This is a genomic window from Cryobacterium glaciale, from assembly GCF_004402535.1.
Taxonomy (GTDB): domain Bacteria; phylum Actinomycetota; class Actinomycetes; order Actinomycetales; family Microbacteriaceae; genus Cryobacterium; species Cryobacterium glaciale.
The window spans coordinates 34412-50078 of sequence record NZ_SOEY01000016.1 but is presented as its reverse complement, the minus strand read 5'-3'; the positions used below and the strand labels follow the sequence as shown (position 1 = coordinate 50078).

Annotated in this window: 23 protein-coding genes; 1 reads left to right on the top strand and 22 read right to left on the bottom strand. The window is 63.7% G+C overall.

Annotated elements, in window-relative coordinates:
* Positions 1–29: 29 nt before the first annotated feature.
* The 5 genes from infA to E3O06_RS07690 all read right to left on the bottom strand — a co-directional run bounded on the left by infA (position 30) and on the right by E3O06_RS07690 (position 3943).
* Complete coding sequence (gene infA, locus E3O06_RS07710) at positions 30–251, bottom strand: translation initiation factor IF-1 (RefSeq protein WP_035834638.1); 222 nt, start codon at positions 249–251, stop codon at positions 30–32.
* A gap of 217 nt (positions 252–468) precedes the next feature.
* Positions 469–1623 (bottom strand): mannitol-1-phosphate 5-dehydrogenase, encoded by a 1155-nt coding sequence (locus tag E3O06_RS07705; protein WP_134502440.1) that lies wholly within the window; start codon positions 1621–1623, stop codon positions 469–471.
* Entirely contained in the window at positions 1620–2060 is a 441-nt protein-coding gene (locus E3O06_RS07700) for a PTS mannitol transporter subunit IIA (RefSeq protein WP_134502438.1), read from the bottom strand. Before E3O06_RS07700 ends, E3O06_RS07705 begins: the two co-directional genes overlap by 4 nt.
* Positions 2057–3535, bottom strand: coding sequence for a PTS mannitol transporter subunit IIBC (locus E3O06_RS07695; RefSeq protein WP_134502436.1), 1479 nt, complete (start codon positions 3533–3535; stop codon positions 2057–2059). The genes E3O06_RS07700 and E3O06_RS07695 overlap by 4 nt, the downstream gene beginning before the upstream one ends.
* A gap of 78 nt (positions 3536–3613) precedes the next feature.
* Complete coding sequence (locus E3O06_RS07690; protein ID WP_134502435.1) at positions 3614–3943, bottom strand: PTS sugar transporter subunit IIB; 330 nt, start codon at positions 3941–3943, stop codon at positions 3614–3616.
* Positions 3944–4088: 145 nt separating this feature from the next.
* Here E3O06_RS07690 and E3O06_RS07685 point away from each other — a divergent pair, with 145 nt between their 5' ends.
* A complete protein-coding gene (locus E3O06_RS07685; RefSeq protein ID WP_134502433.1) occupies positions 4089–6014 on the top strand; it encodes a BglG family transcription antiterminator in 1926 nt (641 codons plus the stop codon).
* Positions 6015–6132: 118 nt separating this feature from the next.
* Here E3O06_RS07685 and map read toward each other — a convergent pair whose 3' ends face one another.
* From map to rplV, 17 genes are all read right to left on the bottom strand, one after another.
* Positions 6133–6915 carry a type I methionyl aminopeptidase gene (map, locus tag E3O06_RS07680; RefSeq protein WP_134502557.1) on the bottom strand — a complete coding sequence of 261 codons (783 nt, stop codon included), beginning with the start codon at positions 6913–6915 and terminating at the stop codon, positions 6133–6135.
* 152 nt (positions 6916–7067) lie between these two features.
* Positions 7068–7664: an adenylate kinase gene (locus E3O06_RS07675; RefSeq protein ID WP_134502431.1), complete on the bottom strand. Its 597-nt coding sequence runs from the start codon at positions 7662–7664 to the stop codon at positions 7068–7070.
* Complete coding sequence (gene secY / locus E3O06_RS07670) at positions 7661–8983, bottom strand: preprotein translocase subunit SecY (protein ID WP_134502429.1); 1323 nt, start codon at positions 8981–8983, stop codon at positions 7661–7663. Before secY ends, E3O06_RS07675 begins: the two co-directional genes overlap by 4 nt.
* 126 nt (positions 8984–9109) lie before the next feature.
* Positions 9110–9688: a 50S ribosomal protein L15 gene (rplO, locus tag E3O06_RS07665; RefSeq protein WP_134502427.1), complete on the bottom strand. Its 579-nt coding sequence runs from the start codon at positions 9686–9688 to the stop codon at positions 9110–9112.
* On the bottom strand, positions 9688–9870 hold the full coding sequence (gene rpmD, locus E3O06_RS07660; RefSeq protein WP_066597599.1) for a 50S ribosomal protein L30: 183 nt from the start codon (positions 9868–9870) through the stop codon (positions 9688–9690). The genes rplO and rpmD overlap by 1 nt, the downstream gene beginning before the upstream one ends.
* A complete protein-coding gene (gene rpsE, locus E3O06_RS07655; protein ID WP_369827303.1) occupies positions 9870–10577 on the bottom strand; it encodes a 30S ribosomal protein S5 in 708 nt (235 codons plus the stop codon). The genes rpmD and rpsE overlap by 1 nt, the downstream gene beginning before the upstream one ends.
* Positions 10574–10945 (bottom strand): 50S ribosomal protein L18, encoded by a 372-nt coding sequence (gene rplR, locus E3O06_RS07650; RefSeq protein ID WP_092107252.1) that lies wholly within the window; start codon positions 10943–10945, stop codon positions 10574–10576. The genes rpsE and rplR overlap by 4 nt, the downstream gene beginning before the upstream one ends.
* A gap of 2 nt (positions 10946–10947) precedes the next feature.
* Positions 10948–11484 (bottom strand): 50S ribosomal protein L6, encoded by a 537-nt coding sequence (gene rplF, locus E3O06_RS07645; protein WP_134502424.1) that lies wholly within the window; start codon positions 11482–11484, stop codon positions 10948–10950.
* 6 nt (positions 11485–11490) lie between these two features.
* A complete protein-coding gene (rpsH, locus tag E3O06_RS07640) occupies positions 11491–11889 on the bottom strand; it encodes a 30S ribosomal protein S8 (protein WP_092107248.1) in 399 nt (132 codons plus the stop codon).
* A gap of 188 nt (positions 11890–12077) precedes the next feature.
* Entirely contained in the window at positions 12078–12683 is a 606-nt protein-coding gene (gene rplE / locus E3O06_RS07635; protein ID WP_134502422.1) for a 50S ribosomal protein L5, read from the bottom strand.
* Entirely contained in the window at positions 12683–13042 is a 360-nt protein-coding gene (gene rplX / locus E3O06_RS07630) for a 50S ribosomal protein L24 (protein WP_092107244.1), read from the bottom strand. Before rplX ends, rplE begins: the two co-directional genes overlap by 1 nt.
* A 2-nt stretch (positions 13043–13044) precedes the next feature.
* The gene (gene rplN / locus E3O06_RS07625; RefSeq protein ID WP_035834620.1) at positions 13045–13413 is read right to left on the bottom strand and encodes a 50S ribosomal protein L14; all 369 of its coding nucleotides are present in this window, start codon (positions 13411–13413) and stop codon (positions 13045–13047) included.
* A gap of 34 nt (positions 13414–13447) precedes the next feature.
* On the bottom strand, positions 13448–13747 hold the full coding sequence (gene rpsQ / locus E3O06_RS07620; RefSeq protein WP_035834619.1) for a 30S ribosomal protein S17: 300 nt from the start codon (positions 13745–13747) through the stop codon (positions 13448–13450).
* A gap of 2 nt (positions 13748–13749) precedes the next feature.
* Positions 13750–14094: a 50S ribosomal protein L29 gene (gene rpmC, locus E3O06_RS18250; RefSeq protein WP_134502419.1), complete on the bottom strand. Its 345-nt coding sequence runs from the start codon at positions 14092–14094 to the stop codon at positions 13750–13752.
* Positions 14094–14513 carry a 50S ribosomal protein L16 gene (rplP, locus tag E3O06_RS07610; protein ID WP_035880247.1) on the bottom strand — a complete coding sequence of 140 codons (420 nt, stop codon included), beginning with the start codon at positions 14511–14513 and terminating at the stop codon, positions 14094–14096. The genes rpmC and rplP overlap by 1 nt, the downstream gene beginning before the upstream one ends.
* Complete coding sequence (rpsC, locus tag E3O06_RS07605) at positions 14513–15283, bottom strand: 30S ribosomal protein S3 (protein WP_104127853.1); 771 nt, start codon at positions 15281–15283, stop codon at positions 14513–14515. Before rpsC ends, rplP begins: the two co-directional genes overlap by 1 nt.
* The gene (gene rplV / locus E3O06_RS07600; protein WP_035880249.1) at positions 15283–15648 is read right to left on the bottom strand and encodes a 50S ribosomal protein L22; all 366 of its coding nucleotides are present in this window, start codon (positions 15646–15648) and stop codon (positions 15283–15285) included. Before rplV ends, rpsC begins: the two co-directional genes overlap by 1 nt.
* Between the last annotated feature and the right edge of the window lie 19 nt (positions 15649–15667).

Below are 15667 nucleotides of genomic sequence, written 5' to 3'. Positions count from 1 at the left end.
ATGCCGAGGGCCGTTACTTACAGCAGCCGTTACTTGTAGCGGTAGACGATCCGGCCTCGGGTCAGATCGTAAGGACTCAACTCAACGATCACGCGGTCCTCCGGGAGGATGCGGATGTAGTGCTGACGCATCTTGCCCGAGATGTGGGCAAGAACTCGGTGGCCGTTTGACAGCTCAACGCGAAACATCGCGTTGGGCAGAGCTTCGACTACTGCGCCCTCGATTTCGATGACACCGTCTTTTTTGGCCATACCCTCACTGTCGCTCTGTATTGATTGCTGGTCATGCGGGATTGATGTCGGACACGCCACAAAAGACGACACCAGACACCAAGGATCAATCTTATGGTATGAGATTGCCTTTTGGCAATTCAGTCCTATAATCGCCAACTCAAGCGCCCCCGACTCGGCGGAAGCTGGCTTGGCCGCAGGAGTCGGGGGCGCCGGTACGAGCGGCTGGGGTGTTTGCTCAGTGGCTCACCCTCTGGGCCGCGGTGATTTCCCGGGTGACTGCTTCAAAGAGCGGATGCCCCGCCACCAGCCCGCAGACCACCTCGGCAATCCGTGGCGCGGCCTCCCCTGCCAGCATCCGCTGAAGTTCGACGCTCTGGGAATCCTCCGGAACGTCGAAGCGGAAGGCCGCGCGGATCGCTTCCAGCAGGGCGACCGGGTTGGCCCCGCCCTCGGCGAGTTCCGCGGCCGGACCAATGAACCGCTCAGGGCGGCTGAGTTTGCGCATCGGCTCCCGGCCCACCCGCACGACCGTGTCCTGCAGGGCTGGGTTCTCGAACCGGGCCAGGATCTTCTCCCGGTAGGCTCGCTGGGCGGTCTCGTCGAGGCCGTGCTTGGCCACCAGCAGCCCGGACGTCTCCTCGAGCACCCGGCGCGCGGCATCCCGCACCACGGACAGTTCGAGCGCCGCGCTGATCGTGGCCGCCCCGGCCAAGTGGCCGAAGTACGCGATGGTCGCGTGGCCGGTGTTGACGGTGAACAGCTTGCGTTCGATGAACGGCTCGAGGTTGTCGACGAAGGTCGCCCCGGCGATGTCGGGCACCGCGCCCGCAAAGCCACCGCGCTCGATCACCCACTCGGCGAAGGTCTCCACGGTCACGTCGATGCCGGCATCCGGGGATTGCCCTGGCACGATGCGGTCGACAGCGGTATTGGCGAAGACGACCCGCGCCATGACGGCGTCCCGATCGGCCAAAAGTACGTGGGAGAGCACCTGTTCGGCCAGCCGGTCGGTCGCGTTGATGGCGTTCTCGCAGGCGATCACCGGCAGCGGCGCAAGGTTCGGGCGCCGCCGCACGAGCCCGGCCGCAATGGCCGGGGCGACGAACTTGAGGATGTTCGGGCCGACCGCCGTTGTGACGATGTCCGCCGTCGCGATCTCGCTGGCGAGCTGGTCGGACTGCGTGTCGCTGTTGATCGCCCGAAAGTTGTCGACGACGTGCACGCTCGATTCGCCGCCGACCTCGAACACCCGGTAGCTCGGCGCCGCGCGCAGCGCGTCGATCAGCCCGGCATTCACGTCGGCGAAGACAACCTCGTAACCGGCCTCGTGCAGCAGCAGTCCGACGAATCCGCGCCCGATGTTGCCCGCGCCGAAGTGAATGGCTTTCATGCTTCGTTGACCTCCTCGAGCAGCTGGAAGATTTCGTCGGCGGAACCGGCGTCGAGGAGCTTCTGCACCTCGACGGTGTCGGAGAACACGATGGCGACCTTGGAGAGAATCTCCAGGTGCTCGTTGTTCAGCCCGGCGATGCCCACGGCGAACCGGACCGGTTTTCCGTTCCAGTCGATGGGTTTCGGGTAGCGCACGAGCGAGAGCGAGGAGCGCAGAATCGACTCCTTGGCCTCGTTTGTGCCGTGCGGAATGGCGAGGAGATTGCCCATGTAGGTGCTGACCGAGGCTTCCCGCGCAAACATGGAGTCGATGTAGTCGGGCCGCACCGCGCCGGAGTCCACGAGCAGCGCCCCGGCTTCCCGAATGGCCTCGTCCCGGGTGGTGGCCGTGCCTTCGGCCACCACGTTGGTGCGGGCGAGGATGTTCTGCGTCACCGGGTCACCTCGTTGTCGTTCGACTTGATCAGCTCGACCACCTCGTCGTACTTGGGGCTGTTCATGAAGTTCTCGACGGAGACGTGCACCGAGTTCGGCGACTTGCTCCGAGCCCGGTCGGTGAGGTCCTGGTGGGTGATGACCAGGTCGGCGGAACCGTCGAGGTTGGCGATGGACGTGTTCACGACGGTCACGCCCTCGATTCCGGCCTTCTTGATCTTGTTGCGCAGCACGGAGGCGCCCATGGCGCTCGACCCCATTCCGGCATCGCAGGCGAACACGATGTTGTGCAGCGGACGACCGGCAGCATCCGCCGTGCTGCCGGCTTTCTGGCCGGCGAGGCCGCCGAGGACGGAGCTGGACTTGCCCTTATAGGCCTCGGTTTGCGCGACAGCGGCGCCGAGGTCGCCGGTGCTGCCGGCAGCCAGGTCCCGCTTGCGGCTGGCCCGCAGAATGACCGCGGCGATCAGGAACGATACACCGGCGGCGGCGACCACCGAGAGGATCACGCCGAAGTAACTGTCGGGTGCGGTTTGGAACAGCACAGCGAAGATGCTGCCGGGCGAGGCGGGCGCGCGCAATCCCGTTTGGAAGGCGACGTTGACGGCGATGCCGGTCATGCCGCCGCCGATCGCGGCGAGGATGAGGATCGGCTTCATCAGTACGTAGGGGAAGTAGATCTCGTGAATTCCGCCGAGGAACTGGATGATGATGGCGCCCGGTGCGCTCGCCTTGGCGATGCCGAGTCCGAAGAAGGTGTAGGCGAGCAGGATGCCGAGGCCGGGGCCAGGGTTGGCCTCGAGCAGGAACAACAGCGACTTGCCGCTCTCCTCCACCTGCTGCACGCCGAGCGGGGTGAGCACACCGTGGTTGATGGCATTGTTGAGGAACAGCACCTTGCCCGGTTCGATCAGGATGCTCGCGAGCGGCAGCAGACCGACGTTGATCAGCCAGTCGACACCGGCTTCGAGGATGCTGCTCAGCCACGTCACGATCGGTGCGATACCGAAGAAGGCACCGATGGCGAGCAGCGCGCCGAGAATACCGGCCGAGAAGTTGTTCACGAGCATCTCGAAGCCGGGCCTGATCTTGCCCTCCCAGATAGAGTCGACCTTCTTCAGGATCCAGGCCGACAACGGGCCGACGATCATGGCGCCGATGAACATGGGGATGTCGCTTCCGACGATGACGCCCATGGTCGCGATCGTGGCGATGACACCGCCGCGGGTATCGTAGACCATGCGTCCGCCCATGTTGGCGATCAGCAGCGGCAGCAGGTAGATGATCATCGGGCCGACCAGGGTGGCCAGCGTCTCGTTGGGGGTCCACCCGGTGGGAATGAACAGGGCGGTGATGAGCCCCCAGGCGATGAACGCGGGGATGTTCGGCATGACCATGCCGCTCAAAAAAGTGCCGAAGCGCTGCACGTGCACGCGCGTACCTGGGCGTTGCGGGTCAGCTGACGTCGTCGTCATTTCAAGACCTCTCTTGTCTTAGTTGTCTGGCTGGGTTGTTCGAGTGAGAAGCGGATGCTCCCCCCCCGGCTGGCCGGGTCACGGGTGTGACCCCATGGCGTCCTGGACCAGATCGAGGGCGCTCTCCCCGTCGCGATCGGTGAAGATCGTGACGGGCAGCAGCCGAGCCTGCGCCCCGTGCTCCGCACACTGCTGGGCGATCGCCGGAAAGGCCGGCGCGAGGTGCGGACCGACCAGAACGACGTCGACGGGGGCGTGGGTGACGGCGGCGCTGAGCCGCGCCGGCAGATCGGCCTCGGTCACGGCGGTCACCGACACGGTGAGCCCGCGCAGGGTGGCGCTTCGACGCAGCCGGAGTGCCACGAACGTGCTTGACGCGCCCGCTCCGCACACCACGAGGATCTTCATCGATTCGCCTTTCGGACACCTGCGATCCTGTCAAAGTGCTGAGAATTCCTCCAAGACGGTATTTTCCGCACCCCCGGAAGGGCTCCCCCAAATGCCCGAAAGGTGGGCACAATGGTCGCGGAAACGACAGATTCGGGGTGCGATCATGGCCGACAAGCAGGCGCGGATGCTGGACTACCTCGTGCGCACGCCGGCCTGGGTCACGGCCGGCGAACTTGCCAACGCGCTCGGAGTCACCCCGCGCAGTGTGCGCAGTTACGTCACCAGCGTGAAGGCAGCGGCGCATCCGCTTGCCGTGATCGAGTCTGGGCCGTTCGGCTACCGCCTGAACCGCACCGCCTACGCCACGTTCGTGCAGACGCCGCCCCCGGAGGCTGCGGATTCACCGCAGAACCGGGTGTACCAGCTCGTGCGGCGACTCACCGACAGCATGGGCTTCGAAGGCACCGGCGGGCTCGACCTCTACGCCCTGGCCGAGGACCTGTTCGTGAGCGATTCGACCATTGAGGCTGACCTCGTCCGGTTGCGCGCACTGTTGCCGGGGTCGGGATTGGAGGTGACCCGGCACGGCAGCGTCGTGGGGCTGGCCGGTTCGGAGGCCGACCGTCGCCGACTGCTCGGGCGCATGTTCCGGGAGGAGAGCAAGCGTGGGTTCCTCGAGCTGGAGGCCATCTCGCGCGAGTTCGATTCCCACCAACTGGGCGCGTTCAAGACCGACCTGCTCGCCGCCCTCGACGCGTCGGGCTATTTCGTCAACGAGTTCGGTACCGACGGCGTGCTGTTGCACCTCGCCATTGCCGTCGACCGGGCCCGCAAACGGGCGCCGGCATCGACGCCACCCCCGGCGATTGGTCCCCCGCTGCAACTCGCGAGCACCCTGGCCGGCCTCATCAGGACGCACTTCGACCTCGTGCTCGAACCGGCCGAGCTCGACTACCTCGCCGTGCTGCTGCGTACCCGGGTGCTCGCGCCGGGACAGGACCTGCCGGCGCGGGCGGCGGCATCCGCTTTCGCCCGCCCGGAGGATCTCGCCGTCGTGCGGCGCATCGTGGGCCAGGCCAGCGCCGAGTACCTGGTCGATCTGACCGATGAGGATTTCATCGCCCGCCTCACCCTGCACGTGCGCAACCTCATCGACCGGGCCGGGCGGAGTTCCTTCTCACGCAACCCGCTCGCGCGCTCGATGAAGACGTCGTACCCGATGACCTACGAACTCGCCGTCTACATCGCCAGCGAACTGCAGCGGCAGGAGCAGATTTTGATCAACGACGACGAGATCGCCTATATCGCGATGCACGTCGGCGCCCACCTCGAGCAGCAGCAACGGCAGGAGCAGCGGGTGCGCACGGTGCTGGTCTGCCCGAACTACTACGACCTGCAGGCGGTGCTGCGCGGGCGCATCGAGGGCGCGCTCGGCGCCGACCTCGATGTCGTGGGCGTCATCACGCGCGCCGACGTGGACTGGGCCCGGCTCGATGCCGAGCTCGTGCTCACCACGATCGAGCCGCCCCGGCCGGTCGACGGGGCGCTCGTGATCCATCCGTTCCTGACCGAGGTCGACGTGAGCAACATCCGCCAGTTCGTCAGCCGGGTGCGCCGCGCCGGGCGCCGCGCACTGATCAAAGACGAGCTGCTGCGCTTCTTCGACGAGGACCTGTTTTGGCGCAACTTCTACCCCGGTGACGCCGCGGCCATGATTCGCGCCCTCGGCGAGCGGATGCGCGAGCGCGGCATCATCACTCAGGCCTACGTCGACGGCGCCCTCGACCGTGAGCGGATGTCGTCGACCGCGTTCACCGACACCCTCGCGGTACCGCACGCGATGGAGATGACGGCCCGGCGTACGTCCATCGCGATCGTGCTGAACGACGTGCCGATGGACTGGGCCGAGAGCCGCGTCACGGTCGTCGCGATGATCGCGTTCAGCGCCGCCGGACGCTCCTCGTTCCAGACGGTGTTCGACCAGTTCGTCGAGGTGTTCGCCGACCGCACAGACGTGCACCGGCTCGTGCGCCGCTCCCCCGACTTCGCGAGCTTCATCGATGAGCTCGTGCACCTGATGGACCAGTAGTTCCGTCCGCCACCGCGCCACCCCCGTCGCCGGTCGAGGCGCGAGGAACGAGCGATCGAGACCTGCTACCTCGCCCCAGGATCTCGATCGCTCGCAAGCTCGCGCCTCGATCAGCGAACTACGGGATGGGGACCGGGACGATGCCGAACTGGGCCAGGCCAGCCGCTCCGCCGTCTTCGGCGGTGAGCACCCAGATACCGTCTTTGTGCACCGCAATGCTGTGTTCCCAGTGCGCTGCGGCCTTGCCGTCGCTTGTGGCGACGGTCCAGTCATCGTCGCGGGTGTAGGTGTCAATCGATCCGAGCACGACCATCGGCTCGATGGCGACGACGAGGCCTGGCTTCACGTCGGGGCCCTTCTGGCGCACGCGATAGTTGAACACCGGCGGGGCTTCGTGCATGGAGCGACCGATGCCGTGCCCGACGTAATCGGTGAGGATTCCGTAGGTGCCCTGCGATTCGACGTAGTCTTCGATAGCTTCGCCCACCTCGTTGAGGTGGCGCGCAGTGTGCAGCCGTGCAATGCCGTGCCAGAGCGACTGCTCGGTCACGTCGGACAGCTTCTGGCGTTCGGCCACGAGCTCAGGCCGGGTCGCGTCGGGAATCACGTAGCTGAATGCGGCGTCGCCGTTCCAGCCGTCGATGATCGCTCCACTGTCGATCGAGACGATGTCTCCGGCACCGAGGCGGCGATCGGAGGGGATGCCGTGCACAACGTCATCGTTGACCGACGCGCACACGGTGTGGTGGTACCCCTCTTCGAGCTTGAAGTTGGGCTTGCCGCCGAGCGCGACGATGGCCGCCTCAGCAGCGGCGTCGAGGTCGAGGGTCGTCGCACCGATGACCATGGCCGCTCGGGCAGCCACGAGCGATGCCGCGGTGGCCAGGCCCGGCGCCACCATGAGGCGCAGCTGGGCCGGACTCTTATAGATGGAACGTCGAAGACTCACTGATTTCCTACAAACTAGCTCCGAACACGGGAGCGATATTTTTATGATTGTTCACATGGTGATGGGCCGAGCCGCGAGGCCCGGCCCGATAGGGTGAAGCGGTTTTAAAGCGTGGTCGTGCTGGCGCGAAGGCCGCGTTCGGCCAGCGCGGCGAGAATACGGTCGGTGACCACTTCAACGGCGCCGAGGCCGTCGATCGTGACGACGAGACCACGGGCACTGTACACATCGATGAGCGGAGCGGTCTGCTCGGCATAGACGTCGAGACGGTGACGGATGACGTCGGCCGTGTCATCCGCGCGGCCCTGCTCAGCGGCACGCTTGAGCAGTCGAGCGACAACCTCGTCGGTATCGGCGGTGATCAGCACGACAACGTCGAGCTGAGTACCCTCGGCGACGAGGAGACGGTCAAGCTCGGATACCTGGTCGGTCGTGCGCGGGTAGCCATCGAGGAGGAAGCCGCCGGCGGCATCCGCTTCGTTCAGCCGGTCTGCGACGATCGCGTTGGTGAGGCTGTCGGGCACGTAGGCGCCGGCATCCATGAACGACTTGACCTCGAGCCCCAGCGGGGTGTTGTTGGTCACGTTGTAGCGAAAGATGTCGCCGGTGGAGATGGCCGGAACATCGAAGGCGAGCGCGAGGCGCTCGGCCTGGGTGCCCTTGCCCGCACCGGGCGGGCCGATCAGTAGTAAGCGCGTCATTTAAGAAGCCCCTCATAGTGTCGCTGTTGCAGTTGCGAGTCGATCTGCTTGACCGTCTCGAGCCCCACACCGACGACGATGAGAATGCTCGCGCCGCCGAACGGGAAGTTCTGGTCCGCGCCGATGACCGAGAAGGCGATGAGCGGTATGAGCGCGATCAGGCCCAGGTAGATCGAGCCCGGCAGGGTGATGCGGGTGAGCACGAAGTCGAGGTACTCGGCGGTCGGGCGGCCGGCACGGATGCCGGGAATGAACCCGCCGTACTTCTTCATGTTGTCGGCGACTTCTTCGGGGTTGAACGTGATCGCCACGTAGAAGTAGGTGAAACCGATGATGAGCAGGAAGTACATGGCCATGTACAGCGGCTGGTCGCCACCGGTGAGGTTCTGTGAGATCCAGACTACCCAGGCCGGTGCTTCCTGCCCGGCGGCCGGCTGGTTGAACTGCGCGAGCAGGGCCGGCAGGTACAACAGCGACGAGGCGAAGATCACGGGGATCACGCCCGCCATGTTGACCTTGATCGGGATATAGGTGTTGTTACCGCCGTAGGTGCGGCGCCCGACCATGCGTTTGGCGTACTGCACCGGGATTCGCCGCTGCGATTGTTCGACGAAGACCACGCCGGCGACCACCAGTATTCCAACGATCAGAACGATGATGAGGGTGTCAGGGCCCTGCTGCTGACCGATCGAGCTGAGCGAACCGGGGAAAAGGGCGGCGATCGAGACGAAGATCATGAGCGACATACCGTTGCCGACGCCGCGTTCGGTGACGAGCTCACCCATCCACATGATGACGCCGGTGCCGGCTGTCATGGTGATGACCATGAGCATGATCGCGTACCAGGCGTCGTTGGTGATCAGCTGGGTGCACTCGGTACTGGCAGATGTGCCGAACAGGGCTCCGCTGCGGGCCACGGTGATCAGGGTGGTCGACTGCAGGATGCCGAGGGCGATGGTGAGGTACCGGGTGTACTGGGTCAGGGTGCTCTGACCGGCGGCACCCTCCTTGTAGAGGGTGTCGAAGTGGGGGATGACCACGCGCAGCAGCTGCACGATGATCGAGGCCGTGATGTAGGGCATGATGCCGAGCGCAAAGACGCTCAGCTGCAGGAGGGCGCCACCGCTGAAGAGGTTCACCAGCTCGTAGAGGCCGCTCGTGCCCTGATTGGCTGCGAGGCACAGCTGCACGTTGCCGAAGTCCACGAACGGGGCCGGAATGAACGAGCCCAGACGGAACAGAGCAATGATGCCCAGGGTGAAGCCGATCTTCTTACGAAGGTCGGGTGTGCGGAAGATCCGCGCAATGGCGCTAAACAAAAAGGCCTCCAGATTTTTACGCAGATCGACCCGCACAGGTCGTCTTAAAGCGATCGAGCTTGTCGAATCACACCAAACGATTTACTCGTTGACGGATTCGACAAGCTCGATTGAGCGTCTACGGACTTACTTTACAGATCCACCCGCGGCGACAATTTTCTGCTCAGCTGAAGCAGAGACCTTGTCGACCGTCACGTTCAGCTTAACGGTAATGTCACCGGTTCCGAGAACCTTGACTTTTTCGTTGTCACGAACCGCACCCTTGGCGATCAGGCTGGCAATGGTGACATCGCCGCCGTTCGGATAGAGCAACTCGAGCTTTTCCAGGTTGACAACCTGGTACTCGACGCGGAACGGGTTCTTGAATCCACGCAGTTTCGGGGTGCGCATGTGCAGTGGCATCTGCCCACCCTCGAAGCCGACGCGCACACTGTAGCGTGCCTTCGTGCCCTTGGTGCCTCGACCCGCGGTCTTACCCTTGGATCCTTCACCACGGCCAACGCGCTGGCGGGCCTTCTTCGCTCCGGGGGCCGGGCGAAGGTGGTGTACCTTCAGCACGTGCTCGCGGGGCTCAGTGGGCTCTGCTGCAACTGCGACCTTTTTGGGGGCAGCGGCCTTCTTCGGTGCTGCGGCCTTTTTGGGGGCAGCAGCCTTCTTCGTGGCGGGCTTGTCGGCTACCTGAGTAGCTTCCTTCTCGTCAGCCATTAGTCAATCTCCTCGACCTTTACGAGGTGAGCGACGGTGTTGACGTAGCCACGGTTCTGCGAGTTGTCCTCGCGGATCGTGACGGCGCCAATGCGTCGCAGACCCAGGCTGCGAAGAGTGTCGCGCTGGTTCTGCTTCTCACTAATTTTGGACTTGATCTGTGTGATCTTCAGCTGGGCCATCAGGCACCTGCCTTCGCGGTTGCGGCCGCTGCGGCTGCAGCAGCGTCGGCACGAAGAAAACGGGCCGGAGCCACGTCTTCATAGGCGAGGCCACGGCGAGCCGCAACCGCACGCGGCTCCTCGAGCTGGTGCAGTGCCTCAACCGTGGCGTGCACGATGTTGATGGTGTTCGACGAACCGAGCGACTTGCTCAGCACGTCGTGGATGCCAGCGCATTCGAGTACGGCGCGCACCGGGCCACCGGCGATAACGCCGGTACCTGCTGCTGCCGGACGAAGCAGAACGACGCCGGCTGCGGCCTCACCCTGCACGGGGTGCGGGATGGTCAGGCCGACGCGAGGAACGCGGAAGAAGTTCTTCTTCGCTTCTTCGACGCCCTTGGAGATAGCGGTCGGGACCTCGCGGGCCTTACCGTATCCAACGCCGACCAGGCCGTTACCGTCGCCGACGACGACGAGAGCGGTGAAGCTGAAGCGACGACCACCCTTGACGACCTTCGACACGCGGTTGATGGTGACGACGCGCTCCAGGAACTGGCTCTTGTCGGCATCGCGGCTTCCGCGGTCCTTGTTCGGGTTGCGCTCACGTCCACCACGACGAGCCTCGCGAGGCTCGTTCTGCGGCGGGGTCGTGGAGGCAGCGGTTTCAACCGGTGCCTCGGCAACGGCAGCAACAGGTGCTGTGGTTTCGATTTTTTCAGTGCTCACAGGTTCAATCCACCCTCTCGAGCTCCCTCGGCGATGGCTGCGACGCGTCCTGCGTACTTGCTGCCACCACGGTCAAATACAACGGCTTCGATGCCGGCGGCTTTCGCACGCTCAGCAACAAGCTCACCGACCTTGCGGGCCTTGGCGGTCTTGTCACCATCGAAGGTGCGCAAGTCCGTTTCGAGCGTGGATGCCGACGCAAGGGTGAAACCCTTGCTGTCGTCGACGACCTGCACGAATACGTGGCGAGCCGAGCGCGTGACAACGAGGCGCGGGCGAAGCGCCGTTCCCTCGATCTTCTTGCGAAGACGTGTGTGTCGACGTCCGCGGGCTGCGGCCTTGCTCTTGCCTCTAGTTCCGAGTCCCATGGTTACTTACCGCTCTTTCCGGCCTTGCGGCGAACAATCTCGCCGGCGTAACGCACACCCTTGCCCTTGTAGGGCTCTGGCTTGCGAATCTTACGGATGTTGGCGGCAACCTCGCCGACGGCCTGCTTGTCGATTCCGCTGACCGTGAGCTTGTTGACGCTCTCCACGGTCAGGACGATGCCGACGGGCGGCTCGACGACGACCGGGTGCGAGAAGCCGAGAGCGAACTCAACGGAGGTGCCCTTCTGCGCCGCGCGGTAACCGGTACCGACGATTTCAAGACCCTTGGTGTAACCAACGGTTACGCCGATGATCTGGTTGTTGATCAGGGTGCGGGTCAGACCGTGCAGCGAACGCGACTGGCGTTCGTCGTTCGGACGGGTGACGAGAACGTGACCGTCCTCGATCGACACCGAGATGGGGTTGGAAACGACGAGCGAGAGCTCGCCCTTCGGGCCCTTGACGGAGACGGCCTGGCCGTCAGCCACAACCGTGACCCCAGCGGGGATCGGGATGGGGAGTCTTCCAATACGTGACATTCTCAGTTACCACACGTAGGCGAGAACTTCTCCGCCTACGCCCTTCTTCTCAGCCTGGCGGTCGGTGAGCAGACCGCTGGAGGTGGACAGGATGGCAACGCCGAGGCCGCCGAGAACCGTGGGGATCTCCGTCGACTTTGCGTACACGCGCAGGCCAGGCTTGGAAACCCGCTTGATTCCTACGATGGAACGCTCACGGTTCGGACCGAACTTGAGGTCCAGCGTGAGGGTCTTGCCTACTGTTGCATCTTTGACGGTCCAGGCGGAGATGTAACCCTGTGCCTTGAGGATGTCAGCGATGTGCGCTTTCAATTTGCTATGCGGCATCGACACGGTGTCGTGGTACGCCGAGTTCGCGTTGCGCAGTCTGGTCAGCATGTCTGCGACCGGATCTGTCATTGTCATTTTGTGGTGCCTTTCTCGCCTGGTTTCGCCGTTCGTTACACGAATGACGACCTGTGGTGGTGAGGAAACCGATCGGTTGATCGGCTTCCGGGGGTGAAAATCTGTGTGCGCCCGACCTTGACAGCCCGGCGGGACCAACCGGGGTTGGGAGCCTGCTTAGCGCAAGCTCCCAACTCTAGTTGAAATTATTACTTGGCGTCGTCCGACTTGAACGGGAAGCCGAGCGCCTTGAGCAGCGCGCGACCCTCGTCGTTGGTCTTCGCGGTTGTAACAACCGTGATGTCCATACCGCGAACGCGGTCGATGCGGTCCTGGTCGATCTCGTGGAACATGACCTGCTCGGTCAGGCCGAAGGTGTAGTTGCCCGCACCATCGAACTGCTTGTCGGACAGACCACGGAAGTCACGGATACGAGGAAGGGCCAGGCTGAGCAGCCGGTCCAAGAACTCCCACATGCGGTCGCCACGAAGTGTGACGTGGGCGCCGATGGGCTGTCCCTCACGCAGTTTGAACTGCGCGATGGACTTACGGGCCTTGGTGACCTGCGGCTTCTGGCCGGTGATCTTGGTGAGGTCGGAAACCGCACCGTCCATCACCTTGCCGTCGCGTGCTGCTTCGCCGACACCCATGTTGACGACGATCTTCGTCAGGGTGGGGATGCGGTGCACGTTGGTGAAACCGAGTTCCTCGGAGAGCTTGGCACTGATCTCATCGCGGTACTTCTGCTTCAGACGCGGCAGGGCCTTGACGGGCGTGGCGCCCACAGTGCCTTCAACAACTGCGGTGTCAGTCATTAGAGGTCCTTCCCTGACTTCTTGGCGTAACGGATGCGGACCGTCTTGGTGACGCCGTCCTTCGTTACCTCTTCCTGGCGGAAGCCGACGCGGGTCGGCTTCTTGGTCTCCGGGTCGACGATCGCAACGTTGGACACGTGGATGGGGGCTTCGAAGGTCTCGATGCCGCCCGTCTTGGTGCCGCGCTGGGTCTGGCCGACGCGAACGTGCTTGGTCACGAAGTTGATGCCCTCAACGAGGACACGGTTCTTCTCGACGTCGACGGAGATGATCTTGCCCTGCTTGCCACGGTCTCCGCCGCGAGCCTGGCTGCGGCCGCTGATGACCTGAACGAGGTCACCCTTTTTGATTCTGGCCATGATTAAATAACCTCCGGTGCCAGCGAGATGATCTTCATGAACTTCTTGTCGCGAAGCTCGCGACCGACCGGTCCGAAGATTCGGGTGCCGCGGGGGTCACCGTCTGCCTTCAAGATCACTGCAGCGTTCTCATCGAACTTGATGTAGGAGCCGTCTGGACGACGGGTCTCCTTCTTGGTGCGAACGATGACAGCTTTGACGATGTCACCCTTCTTGACGTTGCCGCCCGGGATTGCATCCTTGACCGTGGCGACGATGACGTCGCCCAGGCCGGCGTAACGACGGCCGGAGCCACCGAGAACGCGGATGGTCAAGAGTTCCTTGGCACCGGTGTTGTCGGCAACCTTGACTCGTGATTCTTGCTGAAGCACTTTATAACTCCTTTACGTCAAGTAAGCGCGAGGCTTACTTGGCCTTCTCAAGAATCTCGACCAGGCGCCAGCGCTTGGAAGCGCTGAGCGGACGGGTCTCACTGATCAGGACCAGGTCGCCGATGCCGGCGGAGTTCGCCTCGTCGTGCGCCTTCAGCTTGGATGTACGGCGGATGACCTTGCCGTACAACGGGTGCTTCACGCGGTCTTCGACCACGACAATGATGGTTTTGTTCATCTTGTCGCTGGTCACGTAACCACGCAGCGTCTTGCGGTAACCGCGTACGAGCTCGGTGGCTTCGCCCGCGACGACCGTTTCGTCAGTCTTCGCCATGACTAGGCCTCCTTCGTCTCGACGGTCTCAGCTGCAGCGTCGTCGGTGGACTCCACTGCGGCCTTGGCCTTCTTGGTCTTTTTCTCAGCCTTCTCAGCCTTGGCCGGAGCCGGGGCTGCGACCGGCGTGGCACGAATGCCCAGCTCGCGCTCACGGAGAACCGTGTAGATGCGAGCAATGTCGCGCTTGACCGCGCGGAGGCGGCCGTGGCTCTCAAGCTGACCGGTGGCCGACTGGAAGCGCAGGTTGAACAGCTCTTCCTTGGCCTTCTTCAGCTCTTCGAACAGTTTTTCATTGTCAAAAGTATCGAGCTCGACTGGAGCGAGCTCCTTGGTTCCGATCGCCATTATGCGTCGCCCTCCTCGCGCTTGATGATGCGTGCCTTGAGGGGCAGCTTGTGAATAGCGCGGGTCAGCGCCTCTTTCGCAACGGCGTCGGTGACACCGCTGAGCTCGAACAGAACGCGACCCGGCTTGACGTTGGCAACCCACCACTCGACCGAACCCTTACCGGAACCCATGCGGGTTTCGGCCGGCTTCTTGGTCAGCGGGCGGTCGGGGTAGATGTTGATCCACACCTTTCCGCCACGCTTGATGTGACGCGTCATGGCGATACGAGCGGACTCGATCTGACGGTTGGTCACATAGGCGGGGGTCAGCGCCTGAATGCCGTACTCACCGAAGGACACCGTGGTGCCACCGGTAGCGTGGCCGGTGCGACCCGGGTGGTGCTGCTTGCGGTGCTTGACTCTACGTGGAATCAACATTATTTAGCCTCCGCGACTGCTGCGACCGGTGCCGCTGCCGGAGCATCTGCACGAGGTGCACGGCGCGGTCGATCGTCACGACGCTCGGGGCGGGACGACTTAGCGTTGGCCTGCTCACGAGCGAGTTCCTTGTTGGTGATGTCGCCCTTGTAGATCCAGACCTTCACGCCGATACGGCCGAAGGTGGTCTTGGCTTCGTAGAAGCCGTAGTCGATGTTCGCGCGCAGGGTGTGCAGGGGCACACGGCCTTCGCGGTAGAACTCGCTGCGGCTCATCTCGGCGCCACCCAGACGACCGGACACCTGGATGCGAACACCCTTGGCGCCGGCGCGCTGTGCACCCTGCAGGCCCTTACGCATCGCGCGGCGGAAAGCCACACGTGCGGAGAGCTGCTCGGCAATACCCTGCGCGACCAGCTGGGCATCCTGCTCGGGGTTCTTGACCTCGAGGATGTTCAGCTGGATCTGCTTGGCGGTGAGCTTCTCAAGGTCAGAGCGGATGCGCTCGGCTTCCGCGCCGCGGCGACCGATCACAATACCCGGACGGGCGGTGTGAATGTCAACGCGGACACGGTCACGAGTGCGCTCGATCTCGATGCGGCTGACACCGGCACGGTCAAGGCTGGTGCTCAGCAGGCGACGGATCTTGACGTCTTCTGCGACAAAGTCAGCGTAACGCTGACCCGGCTTGGTCGAGTCGGAGAACCAACGCGATACGTGATCGGTGGTGATTCCCAGACGGAAGCCATAGGGATTTACTTTCTGACCCATTACTTCGTACCCTCCTCAGGAGTGGTGAGCACAACCGTGATGTGGCTGGTGCGCTTCTTGATTTCGAATGCGCGACCCTGGGCACGAGCCTGGAAACGCTTGAGGGTCGTACCCTCGTCAACGAATGCCCGGCTGATGAACAGGTCCTGCTCGTCCAGATACGTGTTGGCTGCATCTGCCTTGACCCGGGCGTTCGCGATGGCCGAAGCCACCAGCTTGTACACCGGATCGCTCGCGCCCTGGGGCGCGAACTTCAGAATTCCCAGCGCTTCGTGCGCCTGCTTGCCGCGGATCATGTTGACAACGCGACGAGCCTTCTGGGGGGTAACGCGGATGTGACGCACGCGTGCGATCGACTCCACCATTTCTTCTCCTCCTTCACGT